The sequence below is a fragment of the Nisaea sp. genome, from assembly GCF_034670185.1.
Taxonomy (GTDB): Bacteria; Pseudomonadota; Alphaproteobacteria; order Thalassobaculales; family Thalassobaculaceae; genus Nisaea.
Map to the genome: position 1 here is coordinate 194,679 of NZ_JAXMNY010000001.1, position 16,824 is coordinate 211,502.

Annotated in this window: 15 protein-coding genes; 7 read left to right on the top strand and 8 right to left on the bottom strand. The window is 56.8% G+C overall.

The window, feature by feature from the left end; translation table 11 throughout:
* Positions 1 to 56 precede the first annotated feature (56 nt).
* Positions 57 to 1,316, bottom strand: coding sequence for a D-alanyl-D-alanine carboxypeptidase (locus VOI22_RS00920; protein ID WP_323794725.1), 1,260 nt, complete (start codon positions 1,314 to 1,316; stop codon positions 57 to 59).
* A gap of 372 nt (positions 1,317 to 1,688) precedes the next feature.
* On the opposite strand from VOI22_RS00920, the gene VOI22_RS00925 reads away from it, so the two are divergent.
* The 3 genes from VOI22_RS00925 (at position 1,689) to clpA (ending at position 5,191) form a co-directional block, all read left to right on the top strand.
* Entirely contained in the window at positions 1,689 to 2,219 is a 531-nt protein-coding gene (locus tag VOI22_RS00925; RefSeq protein ID WP_323794726.1) for a phasin family protein, read from the top strand.
* Positions 2,220 to 2,539: 320 nt separating this feature from the next.
* The gene (gene clpS / locus VOI22_RS00930) at positions 2,540 to 2,866 is read left to right on the top strand and encodes an ATP-dependent Clp protease adapter ClpS (protein ID WP_323794727.1); all 327 of its coding nucleotides are present in this window, start codon (positions 2,540 to 2,542) and stop codon (positions 2,864 to 2,866) included.
* A gap of 6 nt (positions 2,867 to 2,872) precedes the next feature.
* Positions 2,873 to 5,191: an ATP-dependent Clp protease ATP-binding subunit ClpA gene (gene clpA, locus VOI22_RS00935; protein WP_323794728.1), complete on the top strand. Its 2,319-nt coding sequence runs from the start codon at positions 2,873 to 2,875 to the stop codon at positions 5,189 to 5,191.
* A 113-nt stretch (positions 5,192 to 5,304) separates the two neighbouring features.
* Here the strand turns inward: clpA and VOI22_RS00940 are convergent, their stop codons facing one another.
* The 5 genes from VOI22_RS00940 to VOI22_RS00960 all read right to left on the bottom strand — a co-directional run bounded on the left by VOI22_RS00940 (position 5,305) and on the right by VOI22_RS00960 (position 10,513).
* Positions 5,305 to 5,493, bottom strand: a complete 189-nt coding sequence (locus tag VOI22_RS00940; RefSeq protein ID WP_323794729.1) for a hypothetical protein — start codon at positions 5,491 to 5,493, stop codon at positions 5,305 to 5,307.
* Positions 5,494 to 5,632: 139 nt separating this feature from the next.
* On the bottom strand, positions 5,633 to 6,805 hold the full coding sequence (locus VOI22_RS00945) for a GNAT family N-acetyltransferase (protein WP_323794730.1): 1,173 nt from the start codon (positions 6,803 to 6,805) through the stop codon (positions 5,633 to 5,635).
* A gap of 74 nt (positions 6,806 to 6,879) precedes the next feature.
* Positions 6,880 to 7,347 carry a RidA family protein gene (locus VOI22_RS00950; protein ID WP_323794731.1) on the bottom strand — a complete coding sequence of 156 codons (468 nt, stop codon included), beginning with the start codon at positions 7,345 to 7,347 and terminating at the stop codon, positions 6,880 to 6,882.
* Between the two features lie 431 nt (positions 7,348 to 7,778).
* Positions 7,779 to 8,693, bottom strand: a complete 915-nt coding sequence (locus VOI22_RS00955) for a hypothetical protein (RefSeq protein ID WP_323794732.1) — start codon at positions 8,691 to 8,693, stop codon at positions 7,779 to 7,781.
* Positions 8,694 to 8,821: 128 nt separating this feature from the next.
* Positions 8,822 to 10,513, bottom strand: coding sequence for a methyl-accepting chemotaxis protein (locus VOI22_RS00960; RefSeq protein ID WP_323794733.1), 1,692 nt, complete (start codon positions 10,511 to 10,513; stop codon positions 8,822 to 8,824).
* A gap of 371 nt (positions 10,514 to 10,884) precedes the next feature.
* On the opposite strand from VOI22_RS00960, the gene VOI22_RS00965 reads away from it, so the two are divergent.
* On the top strand, positions 10,885 to 11,325 hold the full coding sequence (locus VOI22_RS00965) for a host attachment family protein (protein WP_323794734.1): 441 nt from the start codon (positions 10,885 to 10,887) through the stop codon (positions 11,323 to 11,325).
* A 519-nt stretch (positions 11,326 to 11,844) separates the two neighbouring features.
* Here VOI22_RS00965 and VOI22_RS00970 read toward each other — a convergent pair.
* Positions 11,845 to 12,528 carry a 2OG-Fe dioxygenase family protein gene (locus tag VOI22_RS00970; protein WP_323794735.1) on the bottom strand — a complete coding sequence of 228 codons (684 nt, stop codon included), beginning with the start codon at positions 12,526 to 12,528 and terminating at the stop codon, positions 11,845 to 11,847.
* 577 nt (positions 12,529 to 13,105) lie between these two features.
* Here VOI22_RS00970 and VOI22_RS00975 point away from each other — a divergent pair.
* The 3 genes from VOI22_RS00975 (at position 13,106) to VOI22_RS00985 (ending at position 15,532) form a co-directional block, all read left to right on the top strand.
* Entirely contained in the window at positions 13,106 to 14,062 is a 957-nt protein-coding gene (locus tag VOI22_RS00975) for a metallophosphoesterase (RefSeq protein WP_323794736.1), read from the top strand.
* A complete protein-coding gene (locus tag VOI22_RS00980) occupies positions 14,059 to 15,003 on the top strand; it encodes a metallophosphoesterase (protein WP_323794737.1) in 945 nt (314 codons plus the stop codon). Before VOI22_RS00975 ends, VOI22_RS00980 begins: the two co-directional genes overlap by 4 nt.
* Positions 15,004 to 15,148: 145 nt before the next feature.
* Entirely contained in the window at positions 15,149 to 15,532 is a 384-nt protein-coding gene (locus tag VOI22_RS00985) for a DUF2384 domain-containing protein (protein ID WP_323794738.1), read from the top strand.
* Between the two features lie 432 nt (positions 15,533 to 15,964).
* Here the strand turns inward: VOI22_RS00985 and VOI22_RS00990 are convergent, their stop codons facing one another.
* A complete protein-coding gene (locus tag VOI22_RS00990; protein ID WP_323794739.1) occupies positions 15,965 to 16,723 on the bottom strand; it encodes a hypothetical protein in 759 nt (252 codons plus the stop codon).
* Positions 16,724 to 16,824: the final 101 nt, after the last annotated feature.

Genomic DNA, 16,824 nt, shown 5'->3' on the forward strand with positions numbered 1-16,824 from the left:
GTTCTTTTGGGATAAGTCAGGAAAAGCGCAGCTGGGAAATTGCGGCGCTTTTTTTGTCAGTCGCTCGCCGGGATGGTGGCGACTTCGAGGCCCTCGTTGCCTGGAACAGGGACACAAGGCACATGCTTGCGGGCCAGCAGGGCGCAGGCATTGCGGGCGCCGGCCTCGCTCAGGCCGGTAATACGCGAACGGTAGACGGTGCCATGGTCGCGGGTCACGCGCTCAACGGATTCGATCGAGCCCTTCAGTATTTTCTTCAGATGACCGCGGGCCGTGCTGATCATCGCTTCAGCCGGACCCTTGCTTGAATAGGCCCCGACCTGGATACCCCAGCCGCGGTCCGAACCGCTCAGAGCCGTATCGGTTTGCTGGCTTATGTCAGTTTGCAGGGTGGTGTCGGCAATCGTCGATTGCGCGGAGGCGAGTTGAATGATGCCGTTTTCATCGAAGGCTGGCCGTGCCATCGGGATCGGCGCGGGCGTCCGGTTGCGGGCGATCAGTTCCGCCTTTTTAAAGCCGCGATTAAGGAGTGAGATCATGTGTCGGTCGCGGGATTTTGCGGTCCGGCCGCCAAACACCACGGCGATCAGATGTCTGTCGCCCTGGTGGACGGAGGAGACCAGATTGAAACCGGATGCGCGGGTGTAGCCCGTCTTGATGCCATCGGTTCCGGAATAGCGGCCGAGAAGGTTGTTGTGATTGCCGTAGGTACGGCCCTTGTAGGTGAATTTCTTGGTCCGGAAGAAGTGGTAATATTGCGGAAAGTCGCGCTGGATCCGGAGACCAAGCTTGGCCATGTCGCGGGCTGTGCTTTTTTGCCGGCGATTAGGCAGGCCAGAGGCGTTCCGGAAGCTGGTCTTGGTCATGCCAAGCGCGCGCGCCTTTTTGGTCATGGCGCCGGCGAAATTGATTTCGCTTTTCTCCAGATGCTCGCCGATCACGGTGGCGACGTCGTTAGCGGAGCGGGTGACCAGAGCGAGGATCGCGTCTTTGACGGAGATGCGATCACCTTTACGCAAGCCGATATTGGTTTGCGGCTGCCCAGCGGCACGCTTGGAAACCTTCATCTGGGTTTTTAGCGTAATCTTGCCTTTATCCAGAGCATCGAAAACCATGTAGAGGGTCATGATCTTGGTGAGGGATGCAGGGTAGTTTCTGGTATCGGCATTCTTGGCGTAGAGGACGTCCAGCGTCTCAGCGTCCATGACGAAGGAGGCGTAGCGTGCCTCGGCGTTGCCTGCCGCGAGCCAGACCATCAGGCCGAGCGTGAGGGCGCAGAAAGTTCTGAAGGCTCGCCGTGTCACGCTGTCCGCCATATGCCCCCCAATCTTCCGCACTGCCAAAAGTGCAATACGGGTACACCCCAACGAAAAACTCCAAAATCTTATGTAAGAGCTTAGCTGTTGTCCATAACCGATTGAAACAAAATTAAACATGCCGTCGATATTGGAGGCGTTTTCAGAATCATCCGGAGGTTAGGGAGCGAGTCGCAAGCTTGTCCTGAATAATAATGTTGCAGCGCACAAAAATGCACTTGACCTTTCGCCAGCATTCCCTATCTTAACGTGCATGTTGCAGTGCAGCATGAGCCGAGACATATCCTGTGAGTGTGCGTGTCCAAGGGACATGCCTGCGGCCCGCCGGGTAAGGCCCCGGATTTTGATAATGAATGCGCAAGGAGAGTGAAGATGGTTGCGAAGAAAACCACCTCTACCGCTGCTGCCGGCCAAGTTGAAGACGCGGTCGCAGCTGGTAAGGAAGCTGTTGAAACGGCTGTGAAGGCGACTCAGGACGTTGCCCAAAAGGGCTACGATCAGGCGGTTGAGCTGATGAAAGAGCATGCCGAGAAGGCCCAGAAGACCCTCTATGGCGGCTATGACGAATATGCCTCGCTCGGCAAGGCCAATTACGATGCCTATGTCACCGCGATGAACACTTGGTCCAAGGGCTTTGAGGCCATCGGCAAAGAGCTCTATGCCTTCGGTCAGGAAAGCGTTGAGGTCTCCGTCGAAACCGGCAAGACCGTGATGAGCTGCAAGACCGTCAACGATCTGATGGAACTGCAGAACGACATGACCAAGAAGAGCTATGACAAGGCCGTCGGGGAAATCACCAAGATTTCCGAGATGTCCGTCAAGACGGTCAATGAAGCGATCAAGCCGATCCAGGAAAGCCTGACCGGTACGTTCGAAAAACTGTCCAAGCAGGTTGCCGCCTAACAGGCAGCGCTACATAGGACGAGTGAAAGCCCGGCTGTTTCAGCCGGGCTTTTTGCATATGGCCTTTATCCAGCCCCCTCTGGGCTCCGGATTTCTCCGGCAAGATATTTTTCTGATCCGGAAATTGGGTGGCGTCTGTCCGATTTAACCTTGCAACGGCTTGTGCTCGACACGAAATGTCTGTCACCCTATTCGCATAGGACAAGAGGTCCGGCGGGAAGTATCGCTTGGGCTTTCTTCTGGTCCGCAACGGTTTAATTTAGCGAGTGCAGCATGTTGATACCGGCCCGGTGTGGTGCGGAAGAGTTACGGTTCTGGAAATGAGCAAAGACGACGACAAGACCGGTGATGGCACCAACACAGGCGTGGTGGTCAAGGCGCGCCCGAAAACCAAGAAGCCGGCAATGTATAAAGTCATCATGCTGAATGATGATTATACGCCGATGGAGTTCGTCGTTCACGTTCTGGAAAGATTTTTCTCCAAGAATAGGGACGAGGCGACGACCATAATGATGCATGTCCACCAGCGCGGGGTCGGTATATGCGGCGTTTACACCTACGAAGTCGCTGAAACGAAGGTTACCCAGGTGATGGATTTTGCCCGTCAGCACCAGCACCCGTTGCAATGCACTCTAGAAAAGGCTTGAGCACTCATGTTGTCGAAAAACCTAGAGGAAAGTCTGCATAGAGCCCTTGATCTCGCGAACGAGCGCAGCCACGAATATGCGACGCTTGAGCATCTGCTCTACGCATTGACAACTGATCAGGACGCCATAGCGGTGATGCGGGCCTGCGACGTCGATGTCGAGAGATTGCGCGGCGATTTGGCCGGGTATATCGACAATGATCTGATGAACCTGATTGGCGGGCAGGAAGAAGAAGCCAAGCCGACCGCAGGTTTCCAGCGGGTCGTTCAGCGGGCCGTGATCCACGTGCAGTCCTCCGGCCGGGCAGAGGTGACGGGCGCGAACGTTCTGGTTGCGCTGTTCTCCGAGCGCGAGAGCCATGCCGTCTACTTCCTGCAGGAGCAGGAAATGTCCCGCTTCGACGCGGTGAATTACATCTCCCATGGTATCGCCAAGGTGCATGGCCAGACGGAGGCCCCCCGGGTCGACGGCGCCGATGAGGACGCCAAGCAGGATACCGTGAACAAGAGCGGCAACGAGGCACTGGACGCCTATTGCGTCGACCTGAACAAGAAGGCAATGGCGGGCAAGATCGATCCGCTGATCGGCCGGGAGTTCGAGGTCGACCGCACCATCCAGATCCTTTGCCGCCGGACCAAGAACAACCCGCTTTATGTCGGCGATCCCGGTGTTGGCAAGACCGCCATCGCGGAAGGCCTCGCGCGCCGTATCGTGGACGGGCAAGTCCCCGAGGTGTTGCAGAACGCCCAGATCTTCTCGCTCGATATGGGCTCGCTGCTTGCCGGTACCCGTTATCGCGGTGACTTTGAGGAGCGGCTGAAGGCCGTTGTCTCCGAACTTGAGCGCAACCCGGAGGCCGTGCTGTTCATCGACGAAATCCACACGGTGATCGGTGCCGGCGCAACCTCCGGCGGCGCGATGGACGCATCGAACCTGCTGAAGCCCGCGCTTCAATCAGGTGCCCTGCGCTGCATCGGTTCGACCACCTACAAGGAATTCCGGACTCATTTCGAGAAGGACCGCGCGCTGGTCCGCCGGTTCCAGAAAATCGACGTGAAAGAGCCGTCCATTGAGGACAGCATCAAGATCCTGAAAGGTCTGAAGCCCTATTACGAAGAGCATCATAAGGTGCGCTTCACCGCTGAGGCGCTGAGGACTGCTGTCGAACTTTCTGCGAAATATATCGGCGACCGCAAATTGCCCGATAAGGCGATTGACGTGATCGACGAGGTCGGCGCTGCACAGATGCTGGTCGCCCCGTCCAAACGGCGCAAGACAATCGGCGTGAAGGAAGTCGAGGAGATCGTTGCCAAGATCGCCCGCATCCCTCCGAAGAGCGTGTCGACCGACGATAAGACGGTCCTGAAGCACCTGGAGCGCGATCTGAAGACCGTGGTCTTCGGGCAGGATACTGCCATTGCGTCTCTGGCGACCGCGATCAAGCTCTCACGGGCGGGGCTGCGCGAGCCAGAAAAGCCGATCGGCAATTATCTCTTCTCCGGCCCGACCGGTGTCGGCAAGACCGAGGTGGCGCGTCAGCTTGCGAATGCGCTGGGTATCGAGCTCACCCGTTTCGACATGTCGGAATATATGGAGCGCCACAGCATCTCCCGCCTGATCGGCGCGCCTCCGGGCTATGTCGGGTTCGACCAGGGCGGCCTGCTGACGGACGCTATCGATCAGAACCCGCATTGTGTTCTGCTGCTTGATGAAATCGAGAAGGCGCATCCGGATCTGTTCAACGTGCTGCTGCAGGTCATGGATCACGGCAAGCTGACGGATCACAATGGCAAGAACGTTGATTTCCGGAACGTGATCCTGATCATGACCACCAATGCCGGTGCATCCGATTTGGCAAAGGAAGCTGTCGGCTTCATGCGCACGGAGCGCGAAGGTGACGATTCCGAAGCGATCAACCGGATGTTCACGCCTGAATTCCGGAACCGTCTGGACGCCATCATACCGTTCAGCAACCTGACGCCGGAAATCATCTCCCGCGTTGTCGAGAAGTTCATCATGCAGCTCGAGGTGCAGCTCTCTGACCGGGGCGTGACCATCGAGTTGAGTGATGCTGCACGCAACTGGCTCGGTGAGAAGGGCTTCGACCGTCTCTATGGCGCTCGTCCGCTCGCCCGGGTCATTCAGGAACACGTCAAGAAGCCGCTGGCGGAAGAACTGCTCTTCGGCAAGCTGGTGAAGGGTGGTCTGGTGCAGGTCGGTTTGAAAGACGGCGCCCTGACCTTTTCCTATCCGGACGAAGACGGGGGCGACTCTGGCGGTGGTTCCGGCAAGGGCACGAAGAAAAAGCCCGAACTGGTCAGCTGACACAGAAATATGCCGAGGCCGGAAACGGCCTCGGCTGACAGTACGCCAGACACAAAAAAGGCCCGCACAATTGTGCGGGCCTTTTTTATCGTCGGCAGTAAACCGTTGAAGGTTTACGCAGCCTGCAGATAGCCGGCGGAACCATCGACGACAGCCTTGAGGGCGTCGGGATCGATGCGCCAAGCGCCATTTGCGCTGACGGCAATGTCGGCGTGCCGGTCAACGAGAATGAGCATTTCAGCAGTCGTGAAGCCGTTCATTTCGGCAGCTTCGAGAAGTGTGAGGCAAAAACGGTCGCCCATAATGTATCTCCTGTATCTTGATCTGGTTGGCGCTGACGGCGCCAGATGGCTGGCCAGTCAGCGAATGTGCTGAGTGATATAGTGACCTATTTGCTGTTTTTGCGGTGCACAAATAGCGAAGGTCAGCCATGCATCCCGTTCAACCCTCCGAGCGGAACGGAGATTGATTTTCGAGGGCTTCTTTTTCGTAGGCCATCTGCTCGGTTTCCCGCCGCAGGAAATCGGCGACCGCGTCACTGAAGGAGCGCGAGGGGATGAGATGGCAGCTGTGGGTATAGCGGGGCATATAGCCACGTTGGATCTTGTGCTGCCCCTGGGCACCGGCTTCGACCCATTTCAGGCTGCGCTCGATGGCGAAATCGATAGCTTGATAGTAGCAAAGCTCAAAATGCAGGAACTTGAAGTCGGCGCTGCAACCCCAGTTGCGGCCATAGAGCGTATCGTCGCCGATCAGGTTGAGGGCGCCGGCGACGGGCGTGCCGTCCATTTCCGCTATCACCAGCAGCACCCGGTCAGCCATGCGCTCGCCAAGCAGATCGAAGAAGGAGCGTGTCAGATAGGCTGAGCCCCATTTCCTGTCGCTGGTGTCCGTATAGAACTCGAAGAAGGCGTCCCAGTGCCGGGGCTCGATATCGGCGCCGGTCAGCCTTCGGATGGTAAGGCCTGCTTCTGCCGCTGCCTTGCGTTCCTTGCGGATCGCCTTACGCTTGCGGGAGGAGAGAGCGTCGAGGAAGTCACCGAAATTCTGGTAGCCGTCATTATGCCAGTGAAATTGCAGGCCGACCCGTTTCAGAAAGCCGGCCTCCCCAAGAGCGTTCCATTGCGCTTCCGGCAGGAAATTCACATGCAGGGACGACACGTCGAAACGTCGCGTGATCTCGATCAGGCCGCCAATCAAGATGTTCGTGGTGGCGTCGGCATCCGCATCGGGATGGCAAAGCAGTCGGGGACCCGTTACCGGTGTGAAGGGCACGGCTGAGAGCAGTTTCGGGTAATACTCGCCACCGGCGCGCTCATACGCGTCCGCCCAGCCCCAGTCGAACACATACTCGCCCTGGGAGTGGCCCTTCAGATAGAGCGGAACGACTCCGGCGATCCGGTCTTCGTCATCGGCATAAACCAGATGTTGCGGCAGCCAGCCGGTCTCGGCCTTGACCGAGCCACTGTCTTCCAGCGCGGACAGGAAGGCATGGCTGAGAAAGGGATTGGCCGCACCGGCGCAGGCGTCCCAATCGGCCGGGGCGATCTCGTGGATGGAGCGGGCAACCGAGATGGCCGCCCGCGTTTCCGCATTGTTTTCACCGTCGGGCACCGGTCCTCACCTTCCGTTGGTGTTGCTCTTGGAAGATTGTGCGCCGCAACGATCAGTCAACCGCTAACGGTTGCTCAAGCGAGTTCAATGACCGCTTCGACCTCGACCGCGACACCGAGCGGTAGGGAACCTGCGCCGACGGCGAAACGGGCATGCTTGCCCTTGTCGCCAAACACTTCGACCATCAGGTCGGACGCTCCGTTGATCACCATCGGGTGCTGGGTAAAGTCGTCCGTCGCATTGACGAAACCGCCGACTTTCACGATCCGCGCAACCTTGTCTAGGTCGCCGCCGCATGCAGCGCGGGCCTGGGCAATGATATTGAGGGCACAGATCCGGGCAATTTTTTGGGCATCCTCGGCTGTCATGTCGTTGCCGACTTTGCCGACGCCTTTCAGCTCTCCGTTCCAGAACGGAACCTGACCTGAAATATACAGGGTCTTCCCGGAAATAACGTATGGCACATAATTGGCCGCGGGCGCGGCGGCGTTGGGAAGCTCGATGCCGAGTTCGGAAAGGCGTGCGTCAATTGCGCCGGCCATGGCTGACTCCTTAGTATCCTGGAATGATCTTGCGAATTGTCCTGAAGGACCGCGCAAAGCATAGACAGTCACGCCGGAGGCCGCTACTTTTTCCAAAAAGAGGGGTGCGTCAGTAAATGACGCACCCAGTATCGGACGATAGAGGCTTCGTCCTTAGGAGCTTCACAGGGTAATCGGGGAGCGGGGATGGGAGAGTACCGCTCCCCGGTTTTCCATCGTTTGGCTGACGATGGAACTCTGAACCTAGAGGGCTGAAGCTCTGCCCTCACGGGTCCGCTACCAGGGGGAGCCGCTCTAAATTCGGCTCAATAACTCTATATATAGTAGTTTAGGGTGTCATGAACCGCAACAAGTATTTTTGCAGGTAATTTTATGGAATATTTAAAAAGAAGATGAGTTAGTTGCCCGTTACTTAAGTAACCTTCAGCGTATTAGGGCCATTTTCGTCGAGTCTTTGACCCACTGTGAATGTCATTTTCATGGCGCGGGTCCACCCGGTTTTTCGAGAGTGCGGCGAACTCTCTGAAAGCGGAAACGCAGGACGCGTAATACGTGTCGCTTTTGTAGTTCAAGTCTCCGATCGCTCGCTCTACTGCGGCAACGGGGTCGCCCACAGTCTTCATCAGCTCGTGTGCGCAGGCCTCACGCCGTCTTGCCAATTCATGCCGTACCGGTTCCGGAGGAGACGGGGCCGATTGCAGGAAATCAAGCGATGGCCGGAAATTGCGGAGCCGTGTCATGGCAATCATCTGGTCCGATCCCGGGGCGAGGGATATTCCGGCGCCAACGCGGTTGACGCAGATGATCGGAAAGAGTGCGGCAATACCCGGAAATTCGGTATTCGCGTAGGTATCGCAGTTCCAGTAAGACCCCGCGATCCGAGCAAAATGAAAGAAATCGGATACCGGGACCATGCCGGACTTCTTGAGAGGCAGGATTTCGATCCGTGGCTTCGCCGGATTGACAGTATCGTTGGCGACATCGACATAGAATGTGCCGAACTGCATCGCATTCTGGAAATAGCTTTCCCGCAGAACGCCCCAGATCTTGCGGCCTATACCGCCGGCGCGAATGAAGCTGAGCAGTGCCAGGGATGTGGCGCATCTGGGTTGATGAATGTCGGCGACCAGTCGGTCATAGACGGCGTCCCGGATTTCCCGGCAGCGGCCCAGCGGATAAAGTTTGCCACTGAACTCCGGAAATTGCGGTGCAAGCTCAGTGTCAACTTCCCGTCGCAGTTTCCCGAGATAGTCGAGGAGCGCTGGAGCATCGAGGTGGGCCCGGCTCAGGGAGCGCTGCTTGGCATCGGGAGCCATTGGCTGCTGAGGGAGGAGTTCCGCCGCCATTGTGCTGTGATCCGTGAATTGCCGAGGTCGGCCTTTTTAAAAGGCTTTCGTATTTTATGGCAAGGCGCGGTCGATGTGCGGAGACAGGATGGCCCGGCGGCGGAGACCGCCAACCGGGCCGTCTGCGGTCAGTTTTCGTTCAGCTTGCGAACAAAGGTATCGATCTCCTGACGGAGTGAGCGGACCTGCTGGCTGAGATTGCCGGTCACTTCCGACAGATCGCGCGCCGTAACATCGGAGCGTTCGCCGGCCGAACTGACCCGGCCAATGTTGCTGGTTACGGTGTCGGTCGCCCGCGAAACCTGCTCGACATTGTTGGAAATCTCGCGCGTTGCGGATTCCTGCTCCTCCACGGCGGCAGCAATGGCTGACGTCGTCTCGTCGATATTCTGGATCGTCCCGACGATGGCTCCGATCACGTCGGCGGCATCCTTGGTCGCCTGCTGAATGGCCGAAATCTGTCCGGCGATCTCCTGGGTCGCACTGCCGGTCTGGTTGGCGAGAGATTTCACTTCGCTCGCAACCACGGCAAAACCCTTGCCCGCTTCTCCGGCCCGGGCCGCTTCGATCGTCGCGTTGAGGGCGAGGAGGTTTGTCTGCTCGGCGATGTCGTTGATCAGGCTGACGACTTCCCCGATCCGTTCGGCTGAGGTTTGAAGGCTGGTCACCTTGGCATTGGCGTCTTCGGCCTCCGTCGCAGCGGAACGGGAAATGGATGCGGATTGGTCTGCCTGCCGGCCGATTTCCGCGATGGAATTCGTCAGCTGTTCTGTCGCGGCGGCCACGCTCTGAAGGCTTTCAGATGCTTCTTGTGCCGCATGATTGGCCTCACGGGCACTCTCGGCGGTTTCTGTCGCATTGTGCTGCATGTCGGCCGCTGATTTCTGCGCGGAATTCACCGAAGTCTCGACCTCACCCGTGACCCGGCCAACGGAGCTTTCCAGATCCTTGGTGAGCTCCTGCAGGAGGCGGTGACGTTCGGACTGGGCCTTCTCGGCATCCTGTAACCGACTCTCTTCAAGTGATGAGACGCGTTCCGCGTTTTCCTTGAAGACCTGGACGGCTTGCGCCATCGCGCCAATCTCGTCCCGGCGGTTGGTGCCAGGCACCGAGACCGCAATATTGTTGCCTGCAAGCTGCGACATCGTATTTCGCAGCGCTTCCATCGGGCGGGTCATGCTCCGTGCGATCGCCAGTCCGGCGGCGACCATGATCAACAGAAAGATCGCAGAGAATCCCGCTGAACGCATTGCGTAGTTAGCGAGGGCCGCATCGATGTCGTCGGTATAGATTCCGGTCCCGACAAAGATCTGCCAAGGCTCTATCATTGCGACATAAGACAGTTTCGGCTGGGGGACTTCGGACCCGGCTTTCGGCCACATGTATTCGCTGGTTCCACCTTTCGGATCTTTCTTGAGAAGCTCAACCATCTCCTGGATGATCTTGACACCGTTCGGGTCTGCCACGCCGGACATGTCCTTGCCCTTCAGCGACGGTTTTCCGCCATGCACGACATTGATGCCGTTCATGGTGTAGGCGAACAGATATTCAACGCCCCGGAAGCGCGCTGCGACTGCGGTTTTTTCCCAGGCGGACAAAGCCTCTTCCCGTGAAATCTCACCGCTCTTCACGCGCGCCTCATGGGCCAGTGCTTCGGAAACGCTCATTTCCACGACAGATTGAATCTCGCGCGTCCGCTCCTTGTAGAGCTGCTGTCGCTCTAGCCATACGGTTGAGGCAATCTGCGTGATCATTGCAATGGCGGCGAGCAGAATGATCAGGGCGATCTTCTGCGCGAAAGACAGGCGGTCCAGGCCCATTTGAGGGAACTCCATCCACGAGGAAATTTATAAACCTCATTATGCAGTTTCTTCGTTAATTAAGCTCTAACGCGCTGGATGGGAGTCGGCTGCTGCCAATATGCTGCATGTTTGCGCCTCTTGGAGCCTCCTCAGCGGGGCACTTCATGCGTGTTTGGTGAGCCCGGGCGCTCAAGGCAAGAAACGTCTCGGTGGTTCTTCTTAATCCTTCAGGATTTGATGCCCAGACGATCTGGCGTTGGTCACATAGCACCGATAGGGGGAAATTCATGAACCCATTCCTGCCAGACATGTAATAATCTGCGTTATGTCTTTCGCGGCTTCGGACGCGGGGGCCTGCAATTGGATAACTAAACTGTTGGGGTAGTAGAATGCAGGTACCACACAAGGCTTGGGTGCTCGTCGCGGATGGCGAACGCTTCGTTGTGTTCGAGAATCACGGAGATGCCGAGATCATCGATCTCCGTACCGTCGATGCGGGATCTATTCGGAACCCGCCGGATCATTTGCAGGGAACGGATCGGCCCGGGCGTCTGAACGATGCCTCGTACAGGCAAAAGAGTGCGGTCGAGGCGACGGATTGGCATGTCTTCGAGAAGAGGCATTTTGCCGAGCAGACCGCCGCAAACCTGAATGCGTGGGTGCGTGACAAAAGATTTGGCGATCTTGTCGTTATCGCGGACCCCCGAACGCTCGGAACCTTGAGGTCCCACTACAGTGCGGCGGTGCAGGACGCGTTGCTGGCCGAAATCGACAAGGATCTGACGGCGAAGCCGGTCAACGAACTTGAAGAAGCTATCTCGCGGATGTAGGGCGAGAGTTTCGTTCGTTTCGGTTTAAAAGCAGACGGCCGCCGCGAGATCTCGCGGCGGCCGTTTGTATTTGGCTTTGATGGAGCCTTAGCTGCATTGTAGGACATAAAAAAATGTAAAAATAAGATAAAGTGTAGAAATTATGGTATAATTTACTACATTTATATCTCAAGTCGATATTTTATGGAAAAAATACTACGAGAAAAGTCGCTCAGGCCCTGGAAATTTTCCAACTTTATGCAAGTCGTGACATAGGCTGGAGGTCATTCTGATCTGTGGCTCGCAGTGATTACCCTAATAGCTTGTCGGTAGCAGGCTCATTTTTGAGATTCCAGATGGCTCAGTGGTAGCGGGCGACCGGCGGCGCTGGTCGGGGTTGCAGAGCCGGTCGCCCGCGGATGACACACAATATCTTAGTCGTGTTGCTCGATTCGCGCTCTGGCCTCGCCTCCTGTTCTGCAAATGACGTGACGAGAAAGTGTGTCTCGAGAAAAATTTTCGGTCGGGGCACGCATCCTATCAGGCGTAATAGGGTTCCAAGTTGAACGGTTTCGCATCCATCAGGATCGTGCACCGGCGGGCCGGCCCGTCTTTCCCGTCATAATCCGGATCGACGCTGACTGCGTTCGCATGGTGGCTGACCATGCTGTCCCGGATATAGAGGGTCTCTCCAGGACGGAGTGTGCATTTGTAGAGGATGTGATTTGGCGAAGCCTCCGACGGATGAAGGCCGGCGGCGGCAACCTTGCCAATAACGCTCTGCCCCCCGGTGACTCCGATCCGCTCGATCAGGTGGATTGCCGTATCCTCGAGATCCTGATGCAGATAGTTCGGGGAAACGGGCGAGGTCTTGCCTGGTTTGGGGCGCTGGGCGACCAAGTGCGCGGTCACCAGATGCGGCTGAGACCAATGAGCACCCGGGAATGCCGCCTTCATGGAAAGGCATTGATGGATGGCCAGTTGCCTTACGATCGAATTCCCGACGATATGCGCCGGAGCGGCGGTAATTCGGCGCTCACGATCGGGAAACTCCGGATTCACACCGTCGCCCTGGAAGAATGGGTAAAACTGCTCCTCATCGGCGCCGATATCCGCCGGCCAGGGCAGAAGGGTTCCACTTCCCGGATGGAAAATGTAGCAGGCCATCACCCGATGGCGCAGGCCTCGGGGATCGTAGGGGTCAGCCGGAATTTCTTCGCTCAAATACCGTATGGATCCTCCTATGGCGTTCTGAGCGCGGCCCGGATGGCTTGGGGTGCCCCCAGCCGTATCTCGCCGATAGGTCCAGCGTTCGAGAATGTTATTTGGCTGAACTTGGCCTCGTAGTTTTAGTGGGTAAAAACTAAGCGTTGGCTGGCGCTGGAAGCAGTGGCCTTGCTTCAATCGCCGATCCCAACATCGCGAGCGCGATAAGGTCCTCTTCCTGCTCCTGCTCCTGGTTCTGCTTTTTGCGCCTTCGAAGGAGCTTCCTCGCCGCCGCTCCGGCTCCCATGCCGCCGGCCGCCACGCCGGCAATAGCACCGGGAACACTCCCGACGGTGCCGCCACCAATTGTACCCAGGGTTCCTCCGGCTGTGCCGGCAGCACCGATCGCCAGACTCGCCCCAATCTTGGGTAGCTTGTGCTTCAAGAGTGTAGTTCGAGCCTGCGGCCCTTCCTGCAGTGCAAGGTAGAAGGTAGAGTTTCGAGACGCGCTTACGTGGATGTTTTACCGTCTGCCGGATGACCATCAAAAAACTTGGATGAGTCTGTTCCCGGACGCCGCCAAAAAGATGTGATTATGACCACCTCCATCTCCCCCTGGTACGAGCACCCCTACAGCACCGGCGGCCGCCGGATCTTCGTGATCGGCGACGTCCACGGCATGCTCGAGCCGATGGAATTCGTCCTGAAGACCTTCCGTGAGCTCGCAGGTGAGGGTGGCCCCGAAGGCGCCGATCTGGTCTGGCTTGGCGACGTTATCGACCGCGGGCCGAAGAGCGCAGCCTGCCTGCAGGCGTATCTTGCTGACGATCCGACGTTCGAAAATGTCGTCCGGCTTTGCGGGAACCATGAGCAGATGATGCTCCTGGGGCTCGGCTTTCATCCGTATCGAGATCGTGGGGACTTCCCGACCCGGGTGTGGGAGAGAAATCAGTACAGCATCTGGCTGAAAAACGGCGGTGAAGCAGCACGCCGGAGCCTCCGCGCCGCAGCTGGCCTCTCGGACCCTAATGAGGACGAACTGGACGATCAGATCGCCGCTGATCGAGAAGCTCTCAAAAGACTACGTGTCGGTATCCCATCCGCTTTTCATGAAGGGCAGGGGGCCAGTTATCAGGTCGGCGACCTTCTCTTCGTCCACGCTGGCGTGCATCCCTTTCAGGATCTCGAGATTTTCTTGGCGCGCCCCTGGTGGGAATTCCCGATCGAGGGCTCCGATCCGGAGCGTAATTTCTGGTCCTGGATCCGAGGCCCGTTCCTCATCCATCCGGAACCCGCCGGTGAGGGGGGGCTAGTGGTGCATGGACACACACCGCAGCGGCCGGCGATCGAGCTGTTCAACGATCGGGATGTTCCGTTTCCGGAGAGTTACGGCGATCCCGACCAGGTCGCAGCCTTCATTGAGCGCGGCGGTCACCGGATCTACGAAGGCAAGCTCAACCTCGATGGAGGCTCATACGACACGGGCCTTGTTGTCGGTACCCAGATCGAGGACGGTCGTTACCGGATCATCTCAGCATGGGGGCAGGCATGAAGAAGGCCATGATCGGTGAGTGGCTTGAGCACCCCTATAGCACTGCCGGCCGCCGGATCTTCGCGATCGGCGATGTCCATGGCATGCGCATTCCGATGGAGGCCGTCCTGGACACCATGCGCGAGCTCGCAGGGGAGGGCGGTCCTGACGGGGCCGACCTGGTCTGGCTCGGAGACGTCATTGACCGCGGCCCCGATAGCGCGGCCTGTCTGCAGGCCTATCTGGCCGACGATCCGGCTTTCGCTCGCACCGTCCGGCTTTGCGGCAACCACGAAAAGATGATGCTCCTGGGCCTTGGCTTCTCGCCGAAGCACAGGCCCGGGCTGTTCAATTTCACTGAGATCTACTGCCTCGATCTCTGGCTCGACAATGGCGGCCGGGCCGCGGTCCGGGAGCTCATTGAAGCTGCAGACCTGTCGATGCCGGATACCAATGACGTCGAGGAGCTACGCGATCGTGTTGCGGAGGCGCTGAGGGCACTCGGCGTCGATCTTCCCAGGCGGTTCTACGAGGGTGATGGGGCTCATTATCGTGCGGGCGACCTGATCTTCGTTCATGCCGGGATCAACCCGCTTTTCGATCAGAAGCGGTTCCTGGACCAGCGATGGTGGGCATATCCGAAGCGAGATGAGAACGACCACTGGGCCTGGGTCCGGGCGCCGTTCTTGCGCGCTGAAAATCCTGGAGGGGAGGGGGGGCTGGTGGTTCATGGCCATACCCCGGAGCCTTCGGCGATCCGGAATTTCAGCGACCTGGATATCCCGGTTCCGGAGGATTTCGGGAACCCCGACCAGGTTGAGAAATATCTCGCGGCCGGCGGACACCGGATCCGGGATGGGAAGCTGAACCTGGATGGCGGGTCGTCCTGGAGCAGGATGGTTGTCGGGGCGCAGATTGAGGACAGGCGGTATAGGATCATCTGGGCGAGGAAAGAGGCGTAACGAAAGTGCTGCAGGGTCTGGTTGAACGAGTTATTGAAACCGCCTAGCCAAGGAAAAGATTGAATGCTGCTTCAAGAAAAGGGCGATGATTTCTCAAGGCTCAATCTCGCGCGGCACTCACTAACCATAGTGCTGGATGGCAGTGATGATCGACGTTCCCCCACTCCAAGATCTACCGGACCTATCCGATCCGGCCGCACGCCAACGTCTCGGCCCGGCCGCTTTGCGTGCGTTCTATCGCATGATGCAGACTTGGCATATCTCCGACGTGGATGCTGACCTGCTTCTCGTCGGAATTCCGGCTGACGGCCGGCAACTCTCCGAAGAGCAGATGCTGCGGATCTCGTATCTGCTCGGGATTTGGAAAGCTCTGCGGATGCTGTTCAGCGGACCACTTGCCGAAGGCTGGATCCAGACGGAGAACAAGGGGCCGCTCTATAATGGCGCGACCCCCTTGCAGTTTATCATTAGCGGCGGCTTGCCGGCGCTGGAGCAAGTCCGGCTACGCTTGGATTCAATGACTTGGTGAGGAATTCAGTAAAGATAAATAGTGCCAATCCTAGACATGCCGACGGTTCCTGAGAGAGCTTTCAGAAAGCTGAGAGCTTAATTTTTATAAGCCTTCGGTTTGAGAGAGAGGACCAATACGATTTTTGAGAGCAGGAGCTGCCAGGCTGCGTTGTGTAGATGCCCGCGCCTTCTGCCGTCAGAATCGCTGTGACTTGAGCCCTGTAATTTCCTTCGTTTTGGGCAGACCCCAACAACGCGTTACCAAACGGGCGTTTCCTCGCGTGTACTAAGTTTTGAAATCCAGCGAATTGCGGTTGAGTTATTAGTCTGAACTGGTTCGAAAGGCCCGACTGAAGTGATCTCCGAAATCCGGACAGGTCGCTGAGTGAGCTGATTTCGTACCGCTTGCCGAGGCCAATCACTATAAGGGCGTCGCGAGTAATCGGGCATTTTATTTTTTATCTGGATTGTACCCGTATATTCTCGTGTTACTTGGAGTAATGAATGGTGTTCCTTGAGGTATAATTATTTTCCATACATAAACTTGATATTGCCCATTTGTCGACGTTGAAGGATAAACGCTGGGTGTTCCCGTTTTTATGAGAGAAGAGAACTTTGTATCACGATAGGGATATACGATTCTATGTATCATTCTTTTTCGATCAGAAAAAGCATTCGTAAGCCGTAGCACACCACCTCCATGGTTGGGTATACTAAGTATTGGGTTATATTTTCCTTTAATATTTTTCTCGCCAAGAAATTTTTTAGAATTAAATAGTTTTTGTATATCTTTCTTTTTTCCGGCTAAAAGAAAAAAAGACTCGTAATCTTCATTTTCTATCATTAATGCTAATCGTAATATATCCCATGTTATGTTTTCAACGGTGCAGTGGCTGCTGCCGGCCCATTTCGCCTCAACAGCCGCTATAGTTTTTCCATAAATCGGTGCAAGGGCAGCAAAATCCACTTCGGACTTTCGTCCTTTTTTATTCTTCCGCGCATTCTTTAGAATTGGATGTGTAAATTTGATTGCAATATTTGTTGAAAATGCATGCTTCATTGCCTCTTGAATAGGGGTTGTCAATATACTTTCTTCAAAAGATCTGCTGTTTCCTATCGCATATTGGTAGCTGAGGTAGGCACCAGTGGCGTGGGCAATCACTCGACCTTTGTTTTTGTAGACACGCTTTTGATCGTTTGCATTTGTCATCGGACCCCCACATCGTAATCGGGATCATTTCTGATCGTGACCAGCCCATAATAACTTGTCCTGACCCCATCTTTGATCCAGCCAGTATGCGACTTTTCGGG